11 protein-coding genes and 2 pseudogenes are annotated in these 13,844 nt (G+C 61.2%); 9 read left to right on the forward strand and 4 right to left on the reverse strand.

Annotation, left to right across the window (positions count from 1 at the left end):
* Positions 1-63 precede the first annotated feature (63 nt).
* Positions 64-846 (forward strand): hypothetical protein, encoded by a 783-nt coding sequence (locus AB4O16_RS28255; RefSeq protein ID WP_460156406.1) that lies wholly within the window; start codon positions 64-66, stop codon positions 844-846.
* A 29-nt stretch (positions 847-875) separates the two neighbouring features.
* Here AB4O16_RS28255 and AB4O16_RS28260 read toward each other — a convergent pair whose 3' ends face one another.
* A complete protein-coding gene (locus AB4O16_RS28260; RefSeq protein ID WP_460156407.1) occupies positions 876-1,958 on the reverse strand; it encodes a redoxin domain-containing protein in 1,083 nt (360 codons plus the stop codon).
* A gap of 283 nt (positions 1,959-2,241) precedes the next feature.
* On the opposite strand from AB4O16_RS28260, the gene AB4O16_RS28265 reads away from it, so the two are divergent.
* The gene (locus AB4O16_RS28265; protein WP_460156408.1) at positions 2,242-2,694 is read left to right on the forward strand and encodes a cupin domain-containing protein; all 453 of its coding nucleotides are present in this window, start codon (positions 2,242-2,244) and stop codon (positions 2,692-2,694) included.
* Positions 2,695-2,705: 11 nt separating this feature from the next.
* On the opposite strand, the gene AB4O16_RS28270 is transcribed toward AB4O16_RS28265, so the two are convergent.
* Positions 2,706-3,593 (reverse strand): LysR family transcriptional regulator, encoded by an 888-nt coding sequence (locus tag AB4O16_RS28270; protein ID WP_460156409.1) that lies wholly within the window; start codon positions 3,591-3,593, stop codon positions 2,706-2,708.
* Positions 3,594-3,810: 217 nt separating this feature from the next.
* Between AB4O16_RS28270 and AB4O16_RS28275 the strand changes: the two genes are divergently transcribed.
* The 6 genes from AB4O16_RS28275 (at position 3,811) to AB4O16_RS28300 (ending at position 10,758) form a co-directional block, all read left to right on the forward strand.
* A complete protein-coding gene (locus tag AB4O16_RS28275; RefSeq protein WP_460156410.1) occupies positions 3,811-5,211 on the forward strand; it encodes an MFS transporter in 1,401 nt (466 codons plus the stop codon).
* Positions 5,212-5,368: 157 nt separating this feature from the next.
* Entirely contained in the window at positions 5,369-7,372 is a 2,004-nt protein-coding gene (locus AB4O16_RS28280; RefSeq protein WP_460156411.1) for an aminotransferase class I/II-fold pyridoxal phosphate-dependent enzyme, read from the forward strand.
* 27 nt (positions 7,373-7,399) lie between these two features.
* On the forward strand, positions 7,400-8,182 hold the full coding sequence (locus AB4O16_RS28285; protein ID WP_160385409.1) for a transporter substrate-binding domain-containing protein: 783 nt from the start codon (positions 7,400-7,402) through the stop codon (positions 8,180-8,182).
* Between the two features lie 141 nt (positions 8,183-8,323).
* Positions 8,324-9,037 carry an ABC transporter permease gene (locus AB4O16_RS28290; protein ID WP_110658706.1) on the forward strand — a complete coding sequence of 238 codons (714 nt, stop codon included), beginning with the start codon at positions 8,324-8,326 and terminating at the stop codon, positions 9,035-9,037.
* Between the two features lie 18 nt (positions 9,038-9,055).
* Positions 9,056-9,754, forward strand: coding sequence for an ABC transporter permease (locus tag AB4O16_RS28295; RefSeq protein WP_110658704.1), 699 nt, complete (start codon positions 9,056-9,058; stop codon positions 9,752-9,754).
* Positions 9,754-10,758 carry a DMT family transporter gene (locus tag AB4O16_RS28300; protein WP_460156412.1) on the forward strand — a complete coding sequence of 335 codons (1,005 nt, stop codon included), beginning with the start codon at positions 9,754-9,756 and terminating at the stop codon, positions 10,756-10,758. The genes AB4O16_RS28295 and AB4O16_RS28300 overlap by 1 nt, the downstream gene beginning before the upstream one ends.
* On the opposite strand, the pseudogene AB4O16_RS28305 reads toward AB4O16_RS28300, so the two are convergent.
* Positions 10,714-11,199 (reverse strand): annotated as a pseudogene (locus tag AB4O16_RS28305) (TetR family transcriptional regulator C-terminal domain-containing protein); the annotation flags it as partial. The gene AB4O16_RS28300 and the pseudogene AB4O16_RS28305 overlap by 45 nt on opposite strands.
* Before the next feature lie 171 nt (positions 11,200-11,370).
* On the opposite strand from AB4O16_RS28305, the pseudogene AB4O16_RS28310 reads away from it, so the two are divergent.
* Positions 11,371-12,386: pseudogene (locus AB4O16_RS28310) on the forward strand (M14 family zinc carboxypeptidase).
* A gap of 12 nt (positions 12,387-12,398) precedes the next feature.
* On the opposite strand, the gene AB4O16_RS28315 reads toward AB4O16_RS28310, so the two are convergent.
* A complete protein-coding gene (locus tag AB4O16_RS28315; protein WP_460156413.1) occupies positions 12,399-13,658 on the reverse strand; it encodes an epoxide hydrolase family protein in 1,260 nt (419 codons plus the stop codon).
* Positions 13,659-13,844: the final 186 nt, after the last annotated feature.

Here is a 13,844-nt window from a genome sequence, read left to right on the forward strand (position 1 = left end):
GGGAGGTTGGCGTAACGCTGGAATGACGTGCCCTCCGGCTTCTGCATCAGCGGAGGGCATCCAGTGACCAGATTACCCAGTGAATGGGGCATCTTCCTCCTTGAACTGTTCACGATTCTTGTAGGCCCATCCAGAGAGCGAATTGCTCTCCAGGATTTCATCCTCGACTGCGTCCTTAAGTGCATTGCGCGACTGGTTATCTTGAATCAATATGTTTTTCAGAAATTGCCCTGCGATGCAGGGTGGCGTGAAGCTTTTCAAATATATGGAGTGTTAAAGGTGCAATCAGGGATAAAGTTTGTAAAAGCGAAAGTGCCCTATTTTTTTCTTGCACTTACGTTGTTGCCAATTTTCTTTTTTTCAATTCTTGTTCCAGCGTACGCGGATACGTCATTTTACTCTGCTCTTGATAGTGATATTGATAGATATTTTTTCGGGAGTGTGGGTTTTGGCTCGTCTAATTTTCCTCTGGTTTCCAAGGTTGTCGCTAACTATATTTGTTTGCTTGCACCGTTTTTTGCGCTGGGCTACTCGTATTTAATTATAAGTAAATCGAAATTTACAGCGTCTAATTTTGAAGACGCACCGCTACGCGTTTTTTTGATGTTGCCGTTTTTTTTGGTTTTGCTTTCTTTTTTTGTGATTTATATTAATTATCTTGATTACACTAATTTAATTGCTAAAAAGAAAATGAGTTTTTTCGGGAGGAGCGAGTTTTTATACGCGATTTTGTCATCTGGCATAATGTATTTGATATATAATCTGACGCTTGTAAATATTCTGTTTTTTAGATATTACCCGGTCGCGGCATTCATTCGATTTCGTCGGTTTATGTCGCAACCATGAACCGAAAGCAGAAGTGTGTTGCTCGCCAGTCAGCGTTGAATGAACGAGAGGTTTTCCTCTCGAATGGCGCTGGCAGCTTCATCGTATAGAAACGGCAGAAACATATAACGGCTTCCCTGGGTTACCGAAGTGGCCTCGTGCAAAAGTGAACAGGAAAACACCACAGCCCCTCCTGTGGGAGCGCTGTAAAGCCCTTTTCCATACTCCGGGAAACGGAGAAAGCCACCTTCGAATTCTCCCGAATTGAGAAACAGGGAAACGGCAAAACGGCGATGTGCCGTACCCTTCGTGGTGTTATCCCTGTGGGGCCGGAAATACCCGCCTTCCTCGCTGTTGTAGCAGGACACCAGATAGCGCTCCATTCGAGTGGCATTGAACTGGAAGGCTTTCTGTAACTCTGGCAGCAGGCGGTTGGTGATACGCAATGAACAGGCCTTGGATAGAACTTCATCTTCAATGACGCAGTCACGACGTTTCTTGTGGCTGTGGTCTTTGATGTGGACGGTTTTCCCCGCCTGCTCTGTCATGAACCCGGATTCCTCTCCGCCGCGTTCGTCGTAATAACTTATCAGTGCCTTACACAACGACGGCTCGAATATCCGCGGAACCACCAGGACGGGGGCGTGTGGCGTGGCGGCATGTGGCGCGGCCAGTGCAGGCAATTTATCCAGATAGCGCACCAACGAGGGGACATGGTTATCAATCGCTGCCTCTATCGGGACAATGGCCAGGACACGTAGCGCAGGATCCAGCACATAGGTCATTTGCCTGATGCTGCCGTCTGGCTGCAAGACACCGTAGAGCTGACTGACCGCCCGATCGAAATCCCAGATGAAGCGTATGCCGGGGATCAAACTTTCCACGCGCTTGAGCTTTTCATCATCAGGATCGACGGAAACACCAAAGAAGCAGACTTGAGCATCATCGAACCGCTGGCGATGGGCCTGGATACTGTCCAGTATTTCAGTGGCTGCAGGGTCAGCCGCAGACCCGAAAAAACACAGCACGACATACCGACCGGCAATGGTATCGAAGCAAAAGCGTTCTCTGAGTTGAGTGCGGCAATGGAACCAGGGGGCTGGCTGACCGACTGAAAATGCCGTGGCACGCATCACAACTCCTTGCCGGTTGGCAGTGGATCGCTGGCATGAAGACCTTGCCTGTAACGCTAGTTCAGTCTTGGCGACGCTGCCTGTTGTGCTGAAGGGTTGGGCATAAGTGTTGAGTACAATGCACCCGTTTGTATCCGCAGGTATCCGCAGCGCCCACCGTTACCCGGGCATACAAAACCTGTGTTTCCCGACACCCTGGCGATACACGGCGGCCTTCAAATGCAATCACCGGCACCGCGCCACTTTCGACGCGGCCGAGCATGATTCAACTGGAGGCAAGGCTATGTTGCGTATCAACACCCGTCACACCATCGGCAAGCTTGGCATCGCCCTGGCGGCAGCGGGGCTGGCGACTTTCGCGAGCCTCTCGCAGGCCCAGGAAGTACAGCCGGCTCCAGCCGTCAAAAGCTGGCAACAAGGGCTGCATCGCACGGACCTGTTGCGTGACGACCTCGGCGCCGCCGATCGCGAAGTGATTCAGGTGCTCGTGGACTTCGATACGGGCGTGACTTCGCCCAAGCATGCCCACCCGGGCGTAGAGGTGGCCCACGTGATCAGCGGCACCTTCGAGTATCAACTGGAAGGGCGGGCACCGGTGACGCTCAAGGCCGGCGATTCGTTGTACATCCCTGAAGGCGTCGCGCATGTGGCGAAGAACGTGGGCCAGGACAAGGCATCGGAACTGGCCACCTACATCGTCAAGAAAGGCGAGCCGCTGCTGATTCTCAAGCAGTAGGCGACACCGGATCATTGCGCACTGCAAACCTCCCACACACAACCGCGCAGCCAGCGATGCGCCGGGTCGGCGTCCATGCGCGGATGCCACAGCATCGAAACCGTGATCGCTGGCGTGGGGAAGGGCAGGGCAAAGCAGTGCATCCCCTGGCAAAGGTTGCCGACGTGCCGCTGCGGCACGCTGGCGACCAGGTCTGAAGCCCGCGCCAATGCGATCGCAGAGGAAAAACCGGCGACGATGGTGATGATCTCCCGTTGCAATCCCAGCTCATTCAAGGCGTCGTCCATGACGCCTTTTTCGTGGCCCCGGCGCGAGACCAGGATGTGCCGGGCGGCGGCATAACGAACCGCTGTCATCTCGCCGCGAGCCAGTGGATGGCCCTTGCGCACGACGCCAATGAAGCGGTCGCGAAACAGCATCCGGGTGCGCACTTCGGGGCTGGTGGACTCGTCGATCACGCCGGTTTCCAGGTCCACCGAGCCGTCGCGCAGCAGGGTGCTGTCCTTGTTGAGCTTCTGCACGAAATTCAAGCGGACACCGGGCGCTGCTGCGTTGAGGCGGACGATCAGTGGCGGTCCGAAGTTTTCCACGAAACCGTCGCTGGTACGCAGGGTGAAGGTGCGGGTCAGTTGCTTGAGATCGAGTACCTCGGCGGGGCGCAGCACGGCTTCGGCGTCCTGCACGAGCACACCGACGCGTTCACGCAACTCCAGCGCCCGAGGGGTGGGCACCAGTCCACGTCCGGCCCGCACCAACAGCGGATCGCCCGTGGTTTCGCGCAGTCGCGCCAAGGCCCTGCTCATGGCGGATGGGCTTAGGCGTAAACGCTGTGCCGCTCGCGCGACGCTGCATTCTTCGAGCAACACGTTGAGCGTGATCAGCAAATTCAGATCGGGCATCGGAATGGGGTCCTGTGGGAGCGAGCCTGCTCGCGAAAGCGGTATGTCAGCCAACGTTGATGTTGAAGCTGATGGCCTCTTCGCGAGCAGGCTCGCTCCCACACTGGTTTGTGGATCTGTGGCGTTATATGCATGTATTAAGTGCAACCGCTGCGTCTTCCGCCATGGTATGGCCGGGCTTAGTCTCGGTACAACCTGTTTGCGGAGTCGCAAGAAAATGAAGTCCCTATCGATTCGAGGCGCCTTGGCCAGCCTGTCGTTATCCATGCTGCTGGCATCCCTGGGCACCAGCATTGCCAACGTTGGGCTGCCGGTATTGGCCGAGGCGTTTTCTGCGTCGTTCCAGGCCGTGCAGTGGGTGGTGCTCGCCTATCTGTTGAGCATCACCGCGCTGATCGTCAGCGTTGGCCGGCTCGGCGACCTCATGGGGCGGCGGCGCTTGCTGCTGATTGGCATTGCGCTGTTTACCGTCGCCTCGCTCCTCTGCGCCCTGGCGCCCGGCCTGTGGTTGCTGATTGCCGCCCGGGCCCTTCAGGGCGTCGGCGCGGCCATCATGATGGCGCTGACCATGGCGCTGGTGAGCGGGGCGGTGCCCAAGGAAAAAACCGGCAGCGCGATGGGCGTGCTCGGCACGATGTCGGCGATAGGCACTTGCCTGGGGCCGACGCTTGGCGGCGTGTTGATTGCCCAGGTGGGCTGGCAGGGGATTTTTCTGCTCAGCGTATTCCTGGGGGTGTTGGCGTTCGGACTGGCCTGGCGTTTTTTGCCGGTGGATCGCCACGAATTCACCTCCACCCGGCCGGACTTCGACGCACTCGGCACGCTGGTACTGGTCCTGACCCTGTTGGCTTACACGCTGGCCATGACCCTCGGGCGCGACAGCTTCGGCCCGCTCAATACCGCACTGCTGCTGGTCGCGGTGATCGGCCTGATCCTGTTCGTGTTCGTCGAGCAAACGGCTGAGTCGCCGCTGGTCAACCTGGCGATGTTGGGCAATCCGCTGCTGAGCGCCGGGTTCGCCATGAGCGCACTGGTGACTACGGTGGTCATGGCCACCCTGGTGGTCGGCCCCTTCTATCTGTCGGGTGCGCTGGGGTTGAAGGCGGCAAGTGTCGGGCTGGTGATGTCGGCCGGCCCGCTGGTGGCGGCACTGGCCGGCATGCCCGCCGGACGCCTGGTCGACCGGCTGGGCGCGCAGCGTTCGGGTGCGCTCGGGCTGATTACCATGTTGACCGGCGCCTGCATCCTTGCGCTGATGCCGATGAGCGTCGGTGTACCCGGTTACCTCGCGCCTCTGGTGGTCCTCACGGCCGGCTATGCGCTGTTCCAGGCGGCGAACAATACCGCCGTCATGCTGCAAATCGAGGCGCAACAACGTGGTGTGGTTTCCGGCCTGCTCGGGTTGTCGCGCAATCTCGGCTTGATCACGGGCGCCTCGGTCATGGGCGCCGTGTTCGCCTTCGGCACGGCCAGCGAGGATATCTTGCAGGCGCAACCCGAGGCTATCGCGCAGGGGATGCGGTTGACGTTTGCGGTGGCTGCGGGGCTGATTCTTTTGGCGCTGATGCTGGGAGCAGTCAGCAAAATCGTTTCACGTCGCTTGATCGCGCCGTGCTGAAAAACGGCGCGACTGTCGTGAAAACGACCTGTTTGCGCTGAACGCGAAGCCTTGTGAGTTTTCTGTTGAACGAGTGTTCAGTCTGGACTATGTTGGGGGCCACCTTCCCCCGGCTGGTTGCGGGCTTGCGTTTCTTCAATTCGAACGAGGCACTGGCATGCGGTTTTCACCCTTTGTTGAACGGATCAGTGGCCAAGGCGTTGCCGCCTGGGATATTCACTACGCGGCCAATGCAGCACAACGCAACGGCGAGGACGTGATCATCCTCAGCGTCGGCGACCCGGATTTCCCCACTCCCGATTTCATCACCGACGCCGCCATCCACGCCCTGCGCGAAGGGGATACCCACTACACCGAAATCGCCGGCCGCCAGGCCTTGCGCGAAGCCATCGCCGGTCGCTACAGCCAGTCGATCGGCCGCGAAGTGCAGGCCTCGAACATCATTCTCACGGCAGGTGCGCAGAACGCCCTGTTCGCCACCTCGATGTGCCTGCTCGGTGCCGGCGACGAAGTGATCGCCTTCGATCCGATGTACGTCACCTACGAAGCCACGCTCAAGGCCTCCGGCGCCACGCTGGTGCGGGTGCCCTGCGCGGCGGACTCGGGTTTCCGCCTCGATGCCGCCGTGCTGGCCAAGGCCATCACCCCGCGCACCCGGGCGATTTTCTTCTCCAACCCGAACAACCCCACCGGCGTGGTGCTGGGTCGCGAAGAGCTGCAAGCCATCGCCGACCTCGCCATCGCCCATGACCTGTGGGTGGTGGTGGACGAGGTCTACGAGAGCCTCGCCTACGAGCGTGAACACCAGAGCCTGGCAGCGTTGCCGGGCATGGCCGAGCGTTGCGTGGTGATCGGCAGCCTGTCGAAATCCCATGCCATGACCGGTTGGCGCATCGGCTGGGTCATGGCCAATGAAACCCTGGTCAACCATGTCGAAACCCTGGTGCTGAGCATGCTCTACGGCTTGCCCGGGTTTGTCATGGAAGCGGCGCTCAAGGCCGTGCAGTCCCATGATGAAGTCACCCACGGCATGCGCGAGATCTATCGTCGGCGCCGCGATCTGGTGGTGTCCGGCCTGGCCGATTGCCCGGGCATCAGCGTGCTCAACCCCGATGCCGGAATGTTCGTGCTGGTGGACGTGCGCGGCACCGGCCTGACCTCGCTGGAATTCGCCTGGCGCCTGCTGCGCGAGGCGGGCGTCTCGGTGCTCGATGCGGCGGCGTTCGGCGAGCCGGCCCAGGGGTTTGTGCGGCTTTCGTTCACCCTCAGTGACGAGCGCCTGGCCCAGGCCTGCCAGCGTATTCGCGGTTTTGTCCAGGTGCTCAATGGTGAGGCGCCGAGGCCGGTGCTCGGCACGGTGACCAGCACCGCAACGGTCGAACCGGTCGCGGCCAAGACCATGATCGAGGTCGATCGCCTGCACAAGCGCTTCGGCAATATCGAGGTGCTCAAGGGCGTGTCCCTGACCGCCCGCGAGGGCGAAGTGATCTCGCTGATCGGGGCCAGCGGCTCGGGCAAGAGTACCTTGTTGCGCTGCATCAACATGCTCGAAGTGCCGGACCAGGGCCGCATCCTGGTCGACGGTGAAAGCATTCACCTCAACCAGAACCGTCCCGGCGCACCGCTGGTGTCGGACGCCAAACAGCTGGTGCGCATCCGTTCCAGCCTGGGCATGGTGTTCCAGAATTTCAACCTCTGGCCCCATCGCACCGTGCTGGAAAACCTCATCGAAGCGCCGACCCAGGTCCTGCGTGAAAGCCGTGCGGAGGCCACTGAACGGGCCGAAGCCCTGCTCGAACGCGTGGGCCTTGCGGCCAAGCGCAACGAGTACCCGGCGTTTCTCTCCGGGGGACAGCAACAACGGGTGGCGATCGCCCGGGCCCTAGCCATGCGGCCTAAGGTCATGCTGTTCGATGAACCCACCTCGGCACTCGACCCGGAACTGGTCGGGGAAGTGCTGCGGGTGATCCGCTCCCTCGCCGAAGAAGGCCGGACCATGATCCTGGTGACTCATGAAATGGCCTTCGCACGCGATGTCTCTTCCAAAGTCGCCTTCCTGCATCAAGGGCTGATCGAGGAAACCGGTTCGCCGGACGAAGTGTTCGTACACCCACGCAGCGAGCGTTGCCGACAATTCGTCAACGCTCATCAGACTCGCTAACTCATCATAAAAAGACGGGAAAACAACATGGGAAATCGACGTTTTGCAAACTGGTTGACCGGTGCAGCCTGCGTATTGCTGGCCGGCATGAGTACAGCCCAGGCACAGCCGATCAGGTTCGCGGTGGCCGCCGAACCCTATCCGCCGTACACCGAAAAGCAGGCCAACGGTGAGTGGAAGGGCTTCGAAGTCGACCTGATCCACAAGCTGTGCAGCGAAATGAAAGCCGATTGCGAGATCAAGGAAGTGGCGTGGGACGGCATCATTCCGTCGCTGCTGGCGAAGAAGATCGACGTGATCTTTTCCTCGATGTCGGTGACCGAAGAACGCGAAAAACAGATCGCCTTCAGCAAGGCCTACTACGACTCGGCGATTGCCGTCGTCGGCCCGAAAGAAGCGTCGGTGAAGAAGTACCCGGATGACCTCAAGGGCAAGATCATCGGCGTACAGAACTCGACCGTCAGCGCCAGCTACCTGAAGACCTACTACGAAAAAATCGCCGACGTTAAGTACTACGACACCCAGGACTCGGCCAACGCCGACCTGATCGCCGGGCGCATCGACCTGATGATGGCGGACGGCACCGCCATGGCTTCGTTCATCAAGACCCCGGACGCCAAGGACCTGGCCTACCTCAGCACCGTGCCCTACGACCCGATTTTCGGCAAAGGCGTAGGCGCCGGCATGCGCAAGGACGACACCGAACTCAAGGCCAAACTGGACAAGGCCATCCAGCAGTTGCTGGCGAGCAAGGACTACGACGACCTGTCCCAGAGCTACTTCGGCACCAGCGTGAAGCCTGCGTTCTGATCTGAACACAGATCCTGTGGCAAATGCGAAACCTGTGGGAGCGAGCTTGCTCGCGATAGCGGTGGTTCAGTCACCATTGATATTGACTGGCATGTCCTCATCGCGAGCAAGCTCGCTCCCACAGGATCAGGGGAGACTGAAATGCCGGCAATGTTCGATCTGATCAATTTCACCGAGCAGGGATGGGGCAGTGCGCTGTTGAAGGGGCTCTGGATGACCCTGCAGATTTCCGCCGGGGCCTTCGTGCTCGGGCTGGCGATCGGGCTGGTGGTGGCGTGCCTCAAGCTGGGCGCGCCGAAGCCGATTGCCGCACTGATGCGCGGCTACACCACCTTGTTCCGCGCGGTGCCGGAACTGCTGCTGATTCTGTTGCTGTACTACGTCGGTTCCATGCTCCTCAATTCGCTGATGACCCACCTGGGCTACGGCGTGGTCAATGTCAGCGGTCCGCTGGCGGCCATCGTGGTGCTGGGGCTGGTGCAGGGCGCCTACGCCTCGGAGATTTTCCGCGCGGCGATCCAGGCGATTCCCTTCGGCCAGATCGAAGCGGCCAAGGCATTCGGCCTGAGCGGTTTCGGGCTGTTCCGCCGGGTCACGCTGCCGATCATGGCGCCGTACGCCATGGCCGGGATGGCCAACCTGTGGATCAACCTGATCAAGGACAGCGCGCTGATCAGCGTGGTCGGCACCAACGAGCTGCTGTACACCGCCAAGCAAGGCGCGGGTTCGACGCGCCACTATCTGTTGTTCTACCTCACGGCTGCCGCGCTGTACTACGCGGTGACACTGGCGTCGAACTATCTGTCGGGTCGGCTTGAGCGACGTATTCGTCGCTGGATGCCTCTTGTTGACTGAACCGGCTGAGTAAATGAAATGATTCCAGCGTGGATAATTGAATACGCGGCACTGTTGGGCCGGGGCTTGCAAACCACCCTCACGATTCTACTGATCGCCAGTGTGTTCGGGTTTGCCCTGGCGGTCCTGGTGGCCCTGGCGCGGATCTCGAAAAACAAGGTGATCGCCAAGGTCAGCCTGTTCTACACCAGCGTCACCCGCGGCACGCCGTTGCTGATCCAGATCTACATCTTCTACTACGGCCTGGGCAGCCTGTTTGCCCAGTTCCCGCTGATTCGCGGCAGCTTCCTCTGGCCGTATTTGCGTGATGGTTACTGGTACATCGTGTTCGCCCTGGTGGTGTCGGTCGGCGCCTATGTCGGCGAGGTGATTCGCGGCGGCCTGCTGGCGGTGCCCAAGGGCGAGATGGAAGCGGCGTCGGCCTTCGGCATGACCAAGCGCCAGTCCTTGCTGCGGGTACGGTTGCCCCGGGCCATGCGCCTGTTGCTGCCGACCCTGGCCGGGGAAACCGTGATGCTGCTCAAGTCCACGGCGCTGGCCTCGACCATCGCCGTGATCGATCTGCTCGGCGCCGCCAACGTGGTCCGCGCACAAACCCTGCAAGTGTATGAACCCCTGTTGCTGGTGGCCGGTGTCTACGTCTGCCTGACCTTCCTGATCGAGGCGCTGTTTGCCTTCGCCGAACGGCGCGGCACGCCGGTGCGCAGGTCGGCCTGATGAGTTCGTCAACGGTTGACCGCTCGCTGCAAGGCATTGGCCTGTGCGTCCTGGGCTATGCGTTCCTGTCGTTTCAGGATGCGCTGATCAAATGGCTGGTGGCCGACTATTCGGTGGTCACCATTCTGTTCTGGCGCGCCGCCGTGGTGGTCGTGGCGGTGCTGCTGGCAGGCCGTCTGCGCGTCATCCGCCGGGCCTGGCATTCACCCAGCCGGCGCCTGCTGGTGGTGCGCGGCCTGCTGTCGATCGTCGCCTGGGTGCTGTACTACACGGCGGCCCGCGACCTGACCCTGGCCGAGATGACCACCCTATATTTTTCCGCGCCGATCATGGTCACGGTGCTGGCGGCGGTGATCCTCAAGGAACGCGCCAGCGGCTGGCAGTGGTTCAGCCTGATCATCGGTTTTATCGGGGTGGTCATTGCCTGTCGCCCCGACCACATGACCGATCCCTTGCCGATCGTCCTGACCCTGCTGGCGGCGATGTGCTGGGCGTTCACCTACATCCAGCTGCGGCAGGTGGACGAGCAGACCTCGGTGCTGGAGCAGATGCTGATCACCAACGTGGTGTTCGTGATTTGCATGGCGGTGGCCCTGCCGTGGACTCACACGCCTTCGCCGACACCCGCCTGGCTGGGCATGCTCGGCGCCGGGCTGGTGGGCGGTATCGGTCAGTTCCTGTTGTTCGCCAGTTTCCGCCGCGCCACCGCGACCTTGCTCGCGCCGTTCGAGTACACCGGGCTGATCTGGGCGTTCGCGCTGTCGAGCCTGGTCTGGGGCACGCTGATGGACACCTCGCTGATGATCGGCGCCGGGCTGATCGCGGTCAGCGGCACGCTGGCGATGATCTTCGGCCGGCACGCATCACAGGACGTCGTCGGTGCTGAATGCTCCGTGACGCAGCCCCTTTATCCAGCAACGGCAGATATGCAATCCGTTGGCGGCGCTGAAGGTCTCGGGGTTCAGGCACCACTCGAGCCAGAGACCGTCGAGCATCGCCGATAGGCCGATGGCCGCCAGCCGGGTGTCGTGAATCACGAAGCCTTCGCTGGCGGCCAGGCCGTCGAGCAACTGGCGGATCAGATCGAGGTAGGCGCGGTAGCTTTTTTCGTGGGACTGGCTGACGTGTTCGGAGTGACGGATCAGGCTCCAGAACACCACCCACACGCCGAGCAGTTTCGGGTCCATGACCCTGGGCGAGAACGAGCCGACCAGGAAGGCGTCGATCTTCTGCGCGGGTGTCCCGGCCTGCTCGATTTCCAGGAGCAGGGCCGTGGTCAGTTCGCTCGCGAGCCGCTGGTAGGTGTCGGCGATCAGGGCCTCGATGCTGCCGAAATGATGGTTGAGCAACCCCACGGACACCCCGGCTTCGGTGGCGATGCGTCGCACGGAAATCCCGGCGTGACCGTCGCGGCCCAGGCAGCGCAGCGTGGCGGCCACCAGCATTTCGCGGCGGTCTTCGGGTTCGGCGCGACGGTTCTTCGGGGCAACGGTTGGCACAAGGCTGTCCTTGGGTGAGGTTTCACGCAGTCGAGCTTAGTTGAACGTCTGTTCAATCACCAGCCTCGACAGCAGCGACACAGCGTTTTTCAACGGTCATGACGGGAGGGAAAGCCAATGCCGCAGGATATTTCGTTCAGTGTTAGCAACAACAACGGCGATGCCGTGCAGGTCGGTGCCTGGCGTTACGCAGGCGACGGCAGCGGGCCCAACGTACACCTGCAAGCCGGCGTGCATGCCGATGAAATCGCCGGGATGCTGGTCCTGCACCTGCTGATGCAACGGCTGCAAACCGCCGAAGCCCAGGGCCGGCTCAAGGGCAACATCACCGTGGTGCCGCAGGCGAATCCGCTGGGCATCGGGCAGTTTCGCCAAGGGCGGATTCTCGGGCGTTACCACGACGCCACCGGGCACAACTTCAACCGCGCGTTCGACCAGTCGGCGGCCATGGAGCGACCTTCGACCTGCGTCCAGCAATGGCAAAAAAACTGGTGCAACTGGCCGCCCCGGCCGACGTAATGCTCGACCTGCACACCGATGACGAAGCCTTGCCGTACCTCTACGTGCACCGCAGTTTTCAGACCCGTGGCCGCGAACTGGCGGCGGCGATGAAGATGGACGTGGCGATCATCTGGGATGACGGCGGTGACGGCTCCTTCGAGGAAACCATCATCGCCCCGTGGCTGCGCGAAGGCGTCACCGACAAGCGCATGGCGGCAACCCTGGAGCTGCGCGGGCAGGGCGATGTCAGCGACCGTTTCGCCGAGTCGGATGCCGAAGGGCTGTACAACTGGCTATGCGGTTTCGGCGTCATCGGTGAGTCAGTGACGCCTGCGGACTGGCCTGTCGAAGCCGTGGAAATGGGCCACATGGAAACCATCATCGCCCCGCAACCCGGCGTGCTGATCTTCGAAAAGGAGCTGGGGGATTTCGTCGAGGAAGGCCAGCGCTTTGCACGAATCCTCAGGACCCCGGGCGACCCGTCCTCCGAAGTGGTGCTGCATGCCGAGCAAGCGGGTCGCCTGGTGACGCGCTATCGCGATCGCCTGATCCCCCAGGGCATGGGCGTGGCGAAATTCACCGGCAGCCGGGTGTCGCGTAACTGGAGCGGCGGGTTGCTCGACCCCAATTGATACGCAGGTGATTCAGCGCAGCGGACGAAACGCCGTGCGCAGCTCCTCGGTAAAAAGCTCCGGCTGCTCCCAGGCGGCGAAATGGCCGCCCTTGGTCGCCTGATGGAAGTAGATCAGGTTGCCATAGGCGCGCCGGGCCCAGCTCTCCGGCGGGAAATAGACATCGTCGGGAAACACCGTGACGGCTACCGGTAGTTTGATTTCGCCGGTCTTCTGCGCCGCAGAAAAAAGCGGACTGCGCCCTTTGTTTTCCCAATACAGCCGACTCGCCGAGGCGCCGCTGTTGGTCAACCAGTACAAGGTGATGTCGTCCAGCACTTCATCCTTGTCTGGCGATTGCTGCGGGTCGGCACCATACGACCATTTGGAAAATCCCGGGTGACCGAGCATGAACGCCGCGAGGAATGCCGGCGAATCCGTAACGCCGTAGCCAATCAGTTGCGGCCGCGCAGCCATCATCGCGCTGTAGGCCAGGTTGCCCTGCTTGATCGAGGCGGCCAGCGCGTCGTAGGTCGCGCGCTCCTGCTCGGTATACCGCGCAGGTGCGGGAGCACCGGCAGCGAGCGCGGCAGTCGCCTCCGGAGGCACCGTCGCCGGCAGGTTGAGGTGAATGCCCAGCAACCCGGGCACGGACTGGCGCGCCATGGCGCTGGTGATGGGACCGCCCCAATCCCCACCCTGAGCGACGTAGCGGGAATATCCCAGCCGCTGCATCAATTGCCCCCAGACCCGAGCTACTTGGTCCGGGTCCCATCCGGGCTCAGTCGGTTTGCCGGAAAAGCCGTAGCCAGGAATCGACGGAATCACCACATCGAATGCATCCGCGCCATTGCCTCCATGAGCGGCCGGATCGGTGAGCGGCCCGACCACCTTGAGAAACTCCAGCACCGAGCCCGGCCAACCATGGGTCAGGATCATCGGCAACGCATTCGGCCGGGGCGAGCGCACCCAGATGAAATGGATAACGACCCCATCGAGGGTGGTCGTGTACTGCGGCAGGGCGTTGAGCTGCGCCTGGGCCTTGCGCCAGTCATAGTCCGTGCCCCAATAGCGAACCAGCGCCTGCAGTTTCTCAAGCTGCATACCTTGTGATCGATCGCCCACCGTCTCCTTGTCCGGCCAGCGCGTTGCCGCGAGGCGGCTGCGCAGGTCAGTGAGTTGCTGATCCGAAATGTCGACATGGAAGGGCACAACGGCGTCGTCGCCGGCGCTGACGAGGGGCGGGTTGCAGAGTGCGAGGGTCATCAGCAGGACGACGAAAGCGGATTTCATCTTCAATTCCTCGCTGGAAGGCGACACTGCCCCCGAGACTGATCCCGTTCGACAGGACACGCAAGCGGTTCTACCAACCACACAAAAACCTGTGGCGAGGGAGCTTGCTCCCGCAGGGTCGCGTAGCGGCCCAACCGATAGATGGCGCGTTGTGAACACAAACCCGTAGGAGCCGGCTTGCTGGCG

Source organism: Pseudomonas sp. S2_H10 (genome assembly GCF_054668285.1).

Excerpts from the sequence above, each read along its gene's own strand:
- AB4O16_RS28265 (WP_460156408.1), top strand. The coding sequence starts at position 2,242 with ATGTTGCGTATCAACACCCGTCACACCATCGGCAAGCTTGGCATCGCC.
- AB4O16_RS28300 (WP_460156412.1), top strand. The coding sequence starts at position 9,754 with ATGAGTTCGTCAACGGTTGACCGCTCGCTGCAAGGCATTGGCCTGTGC.
- AB4O16_RS28280 (WP_460156411.1), top strand. The coding sequence starts at position 5,369 with ATGCGGTTTTCACCCTTTGTTGAACGGATCAGTGGCCAAGGCGTTGCC.
- AB4O16_RS28270 (WP_460156409.1), bottom strand. The coding sequence starts at position 3,593 with ATGCCCGATCTGAATTTGCTGATCACGCTCAACGTGTTGCTCGAAGAA.
- AB4O16_RS28260 (WP_460156407.1), bottom strand. The coding sequence starts at position 1,958 with ATGCGTGCCACGGCATTTTCAGTCGGTCAGCCAGCCCCCTGGTTCCAT.
- AB4O16_RS28285 (WP_160385409.1), top strand. The coding sequence starts at position 7,400 with ATGGGAAATCGACGTTTTGCAAACTGGTTGACCGGTGCAGCCTGCGTA.
- AB4O16_RS28295 (WP_110658704.1), top strand. The coding sequence starts at position 9,056 with ATGATTCCAGCGTGGATAATTGAATACGCGGCACTGTTGGGCCGGGGC.
- AB4O16_RS28275 (WP_460156410.1), top strand. The coding sequence starts at position 3,811 with ATGAAGTCCCTATCGATTCGAGGCGCCTTGGCCAGCCTGTCGTTATCC.
- AB4O16_RS28315 (WP_460156413.1), bottom strand. The coding sequence starts at position 13,658 with ATGAAATCCGCTTTCGTCGTCCTGCTGATGACCCTCGCACTCTGCAAC.
- AB4O16_RS28290 (WP_110658706.1), top strand. The coding sequence starts at position 8,324 with ATGCCGGCAATGTTCGATCTGATCAATTTCACCGAGCAGGGATGGGGC.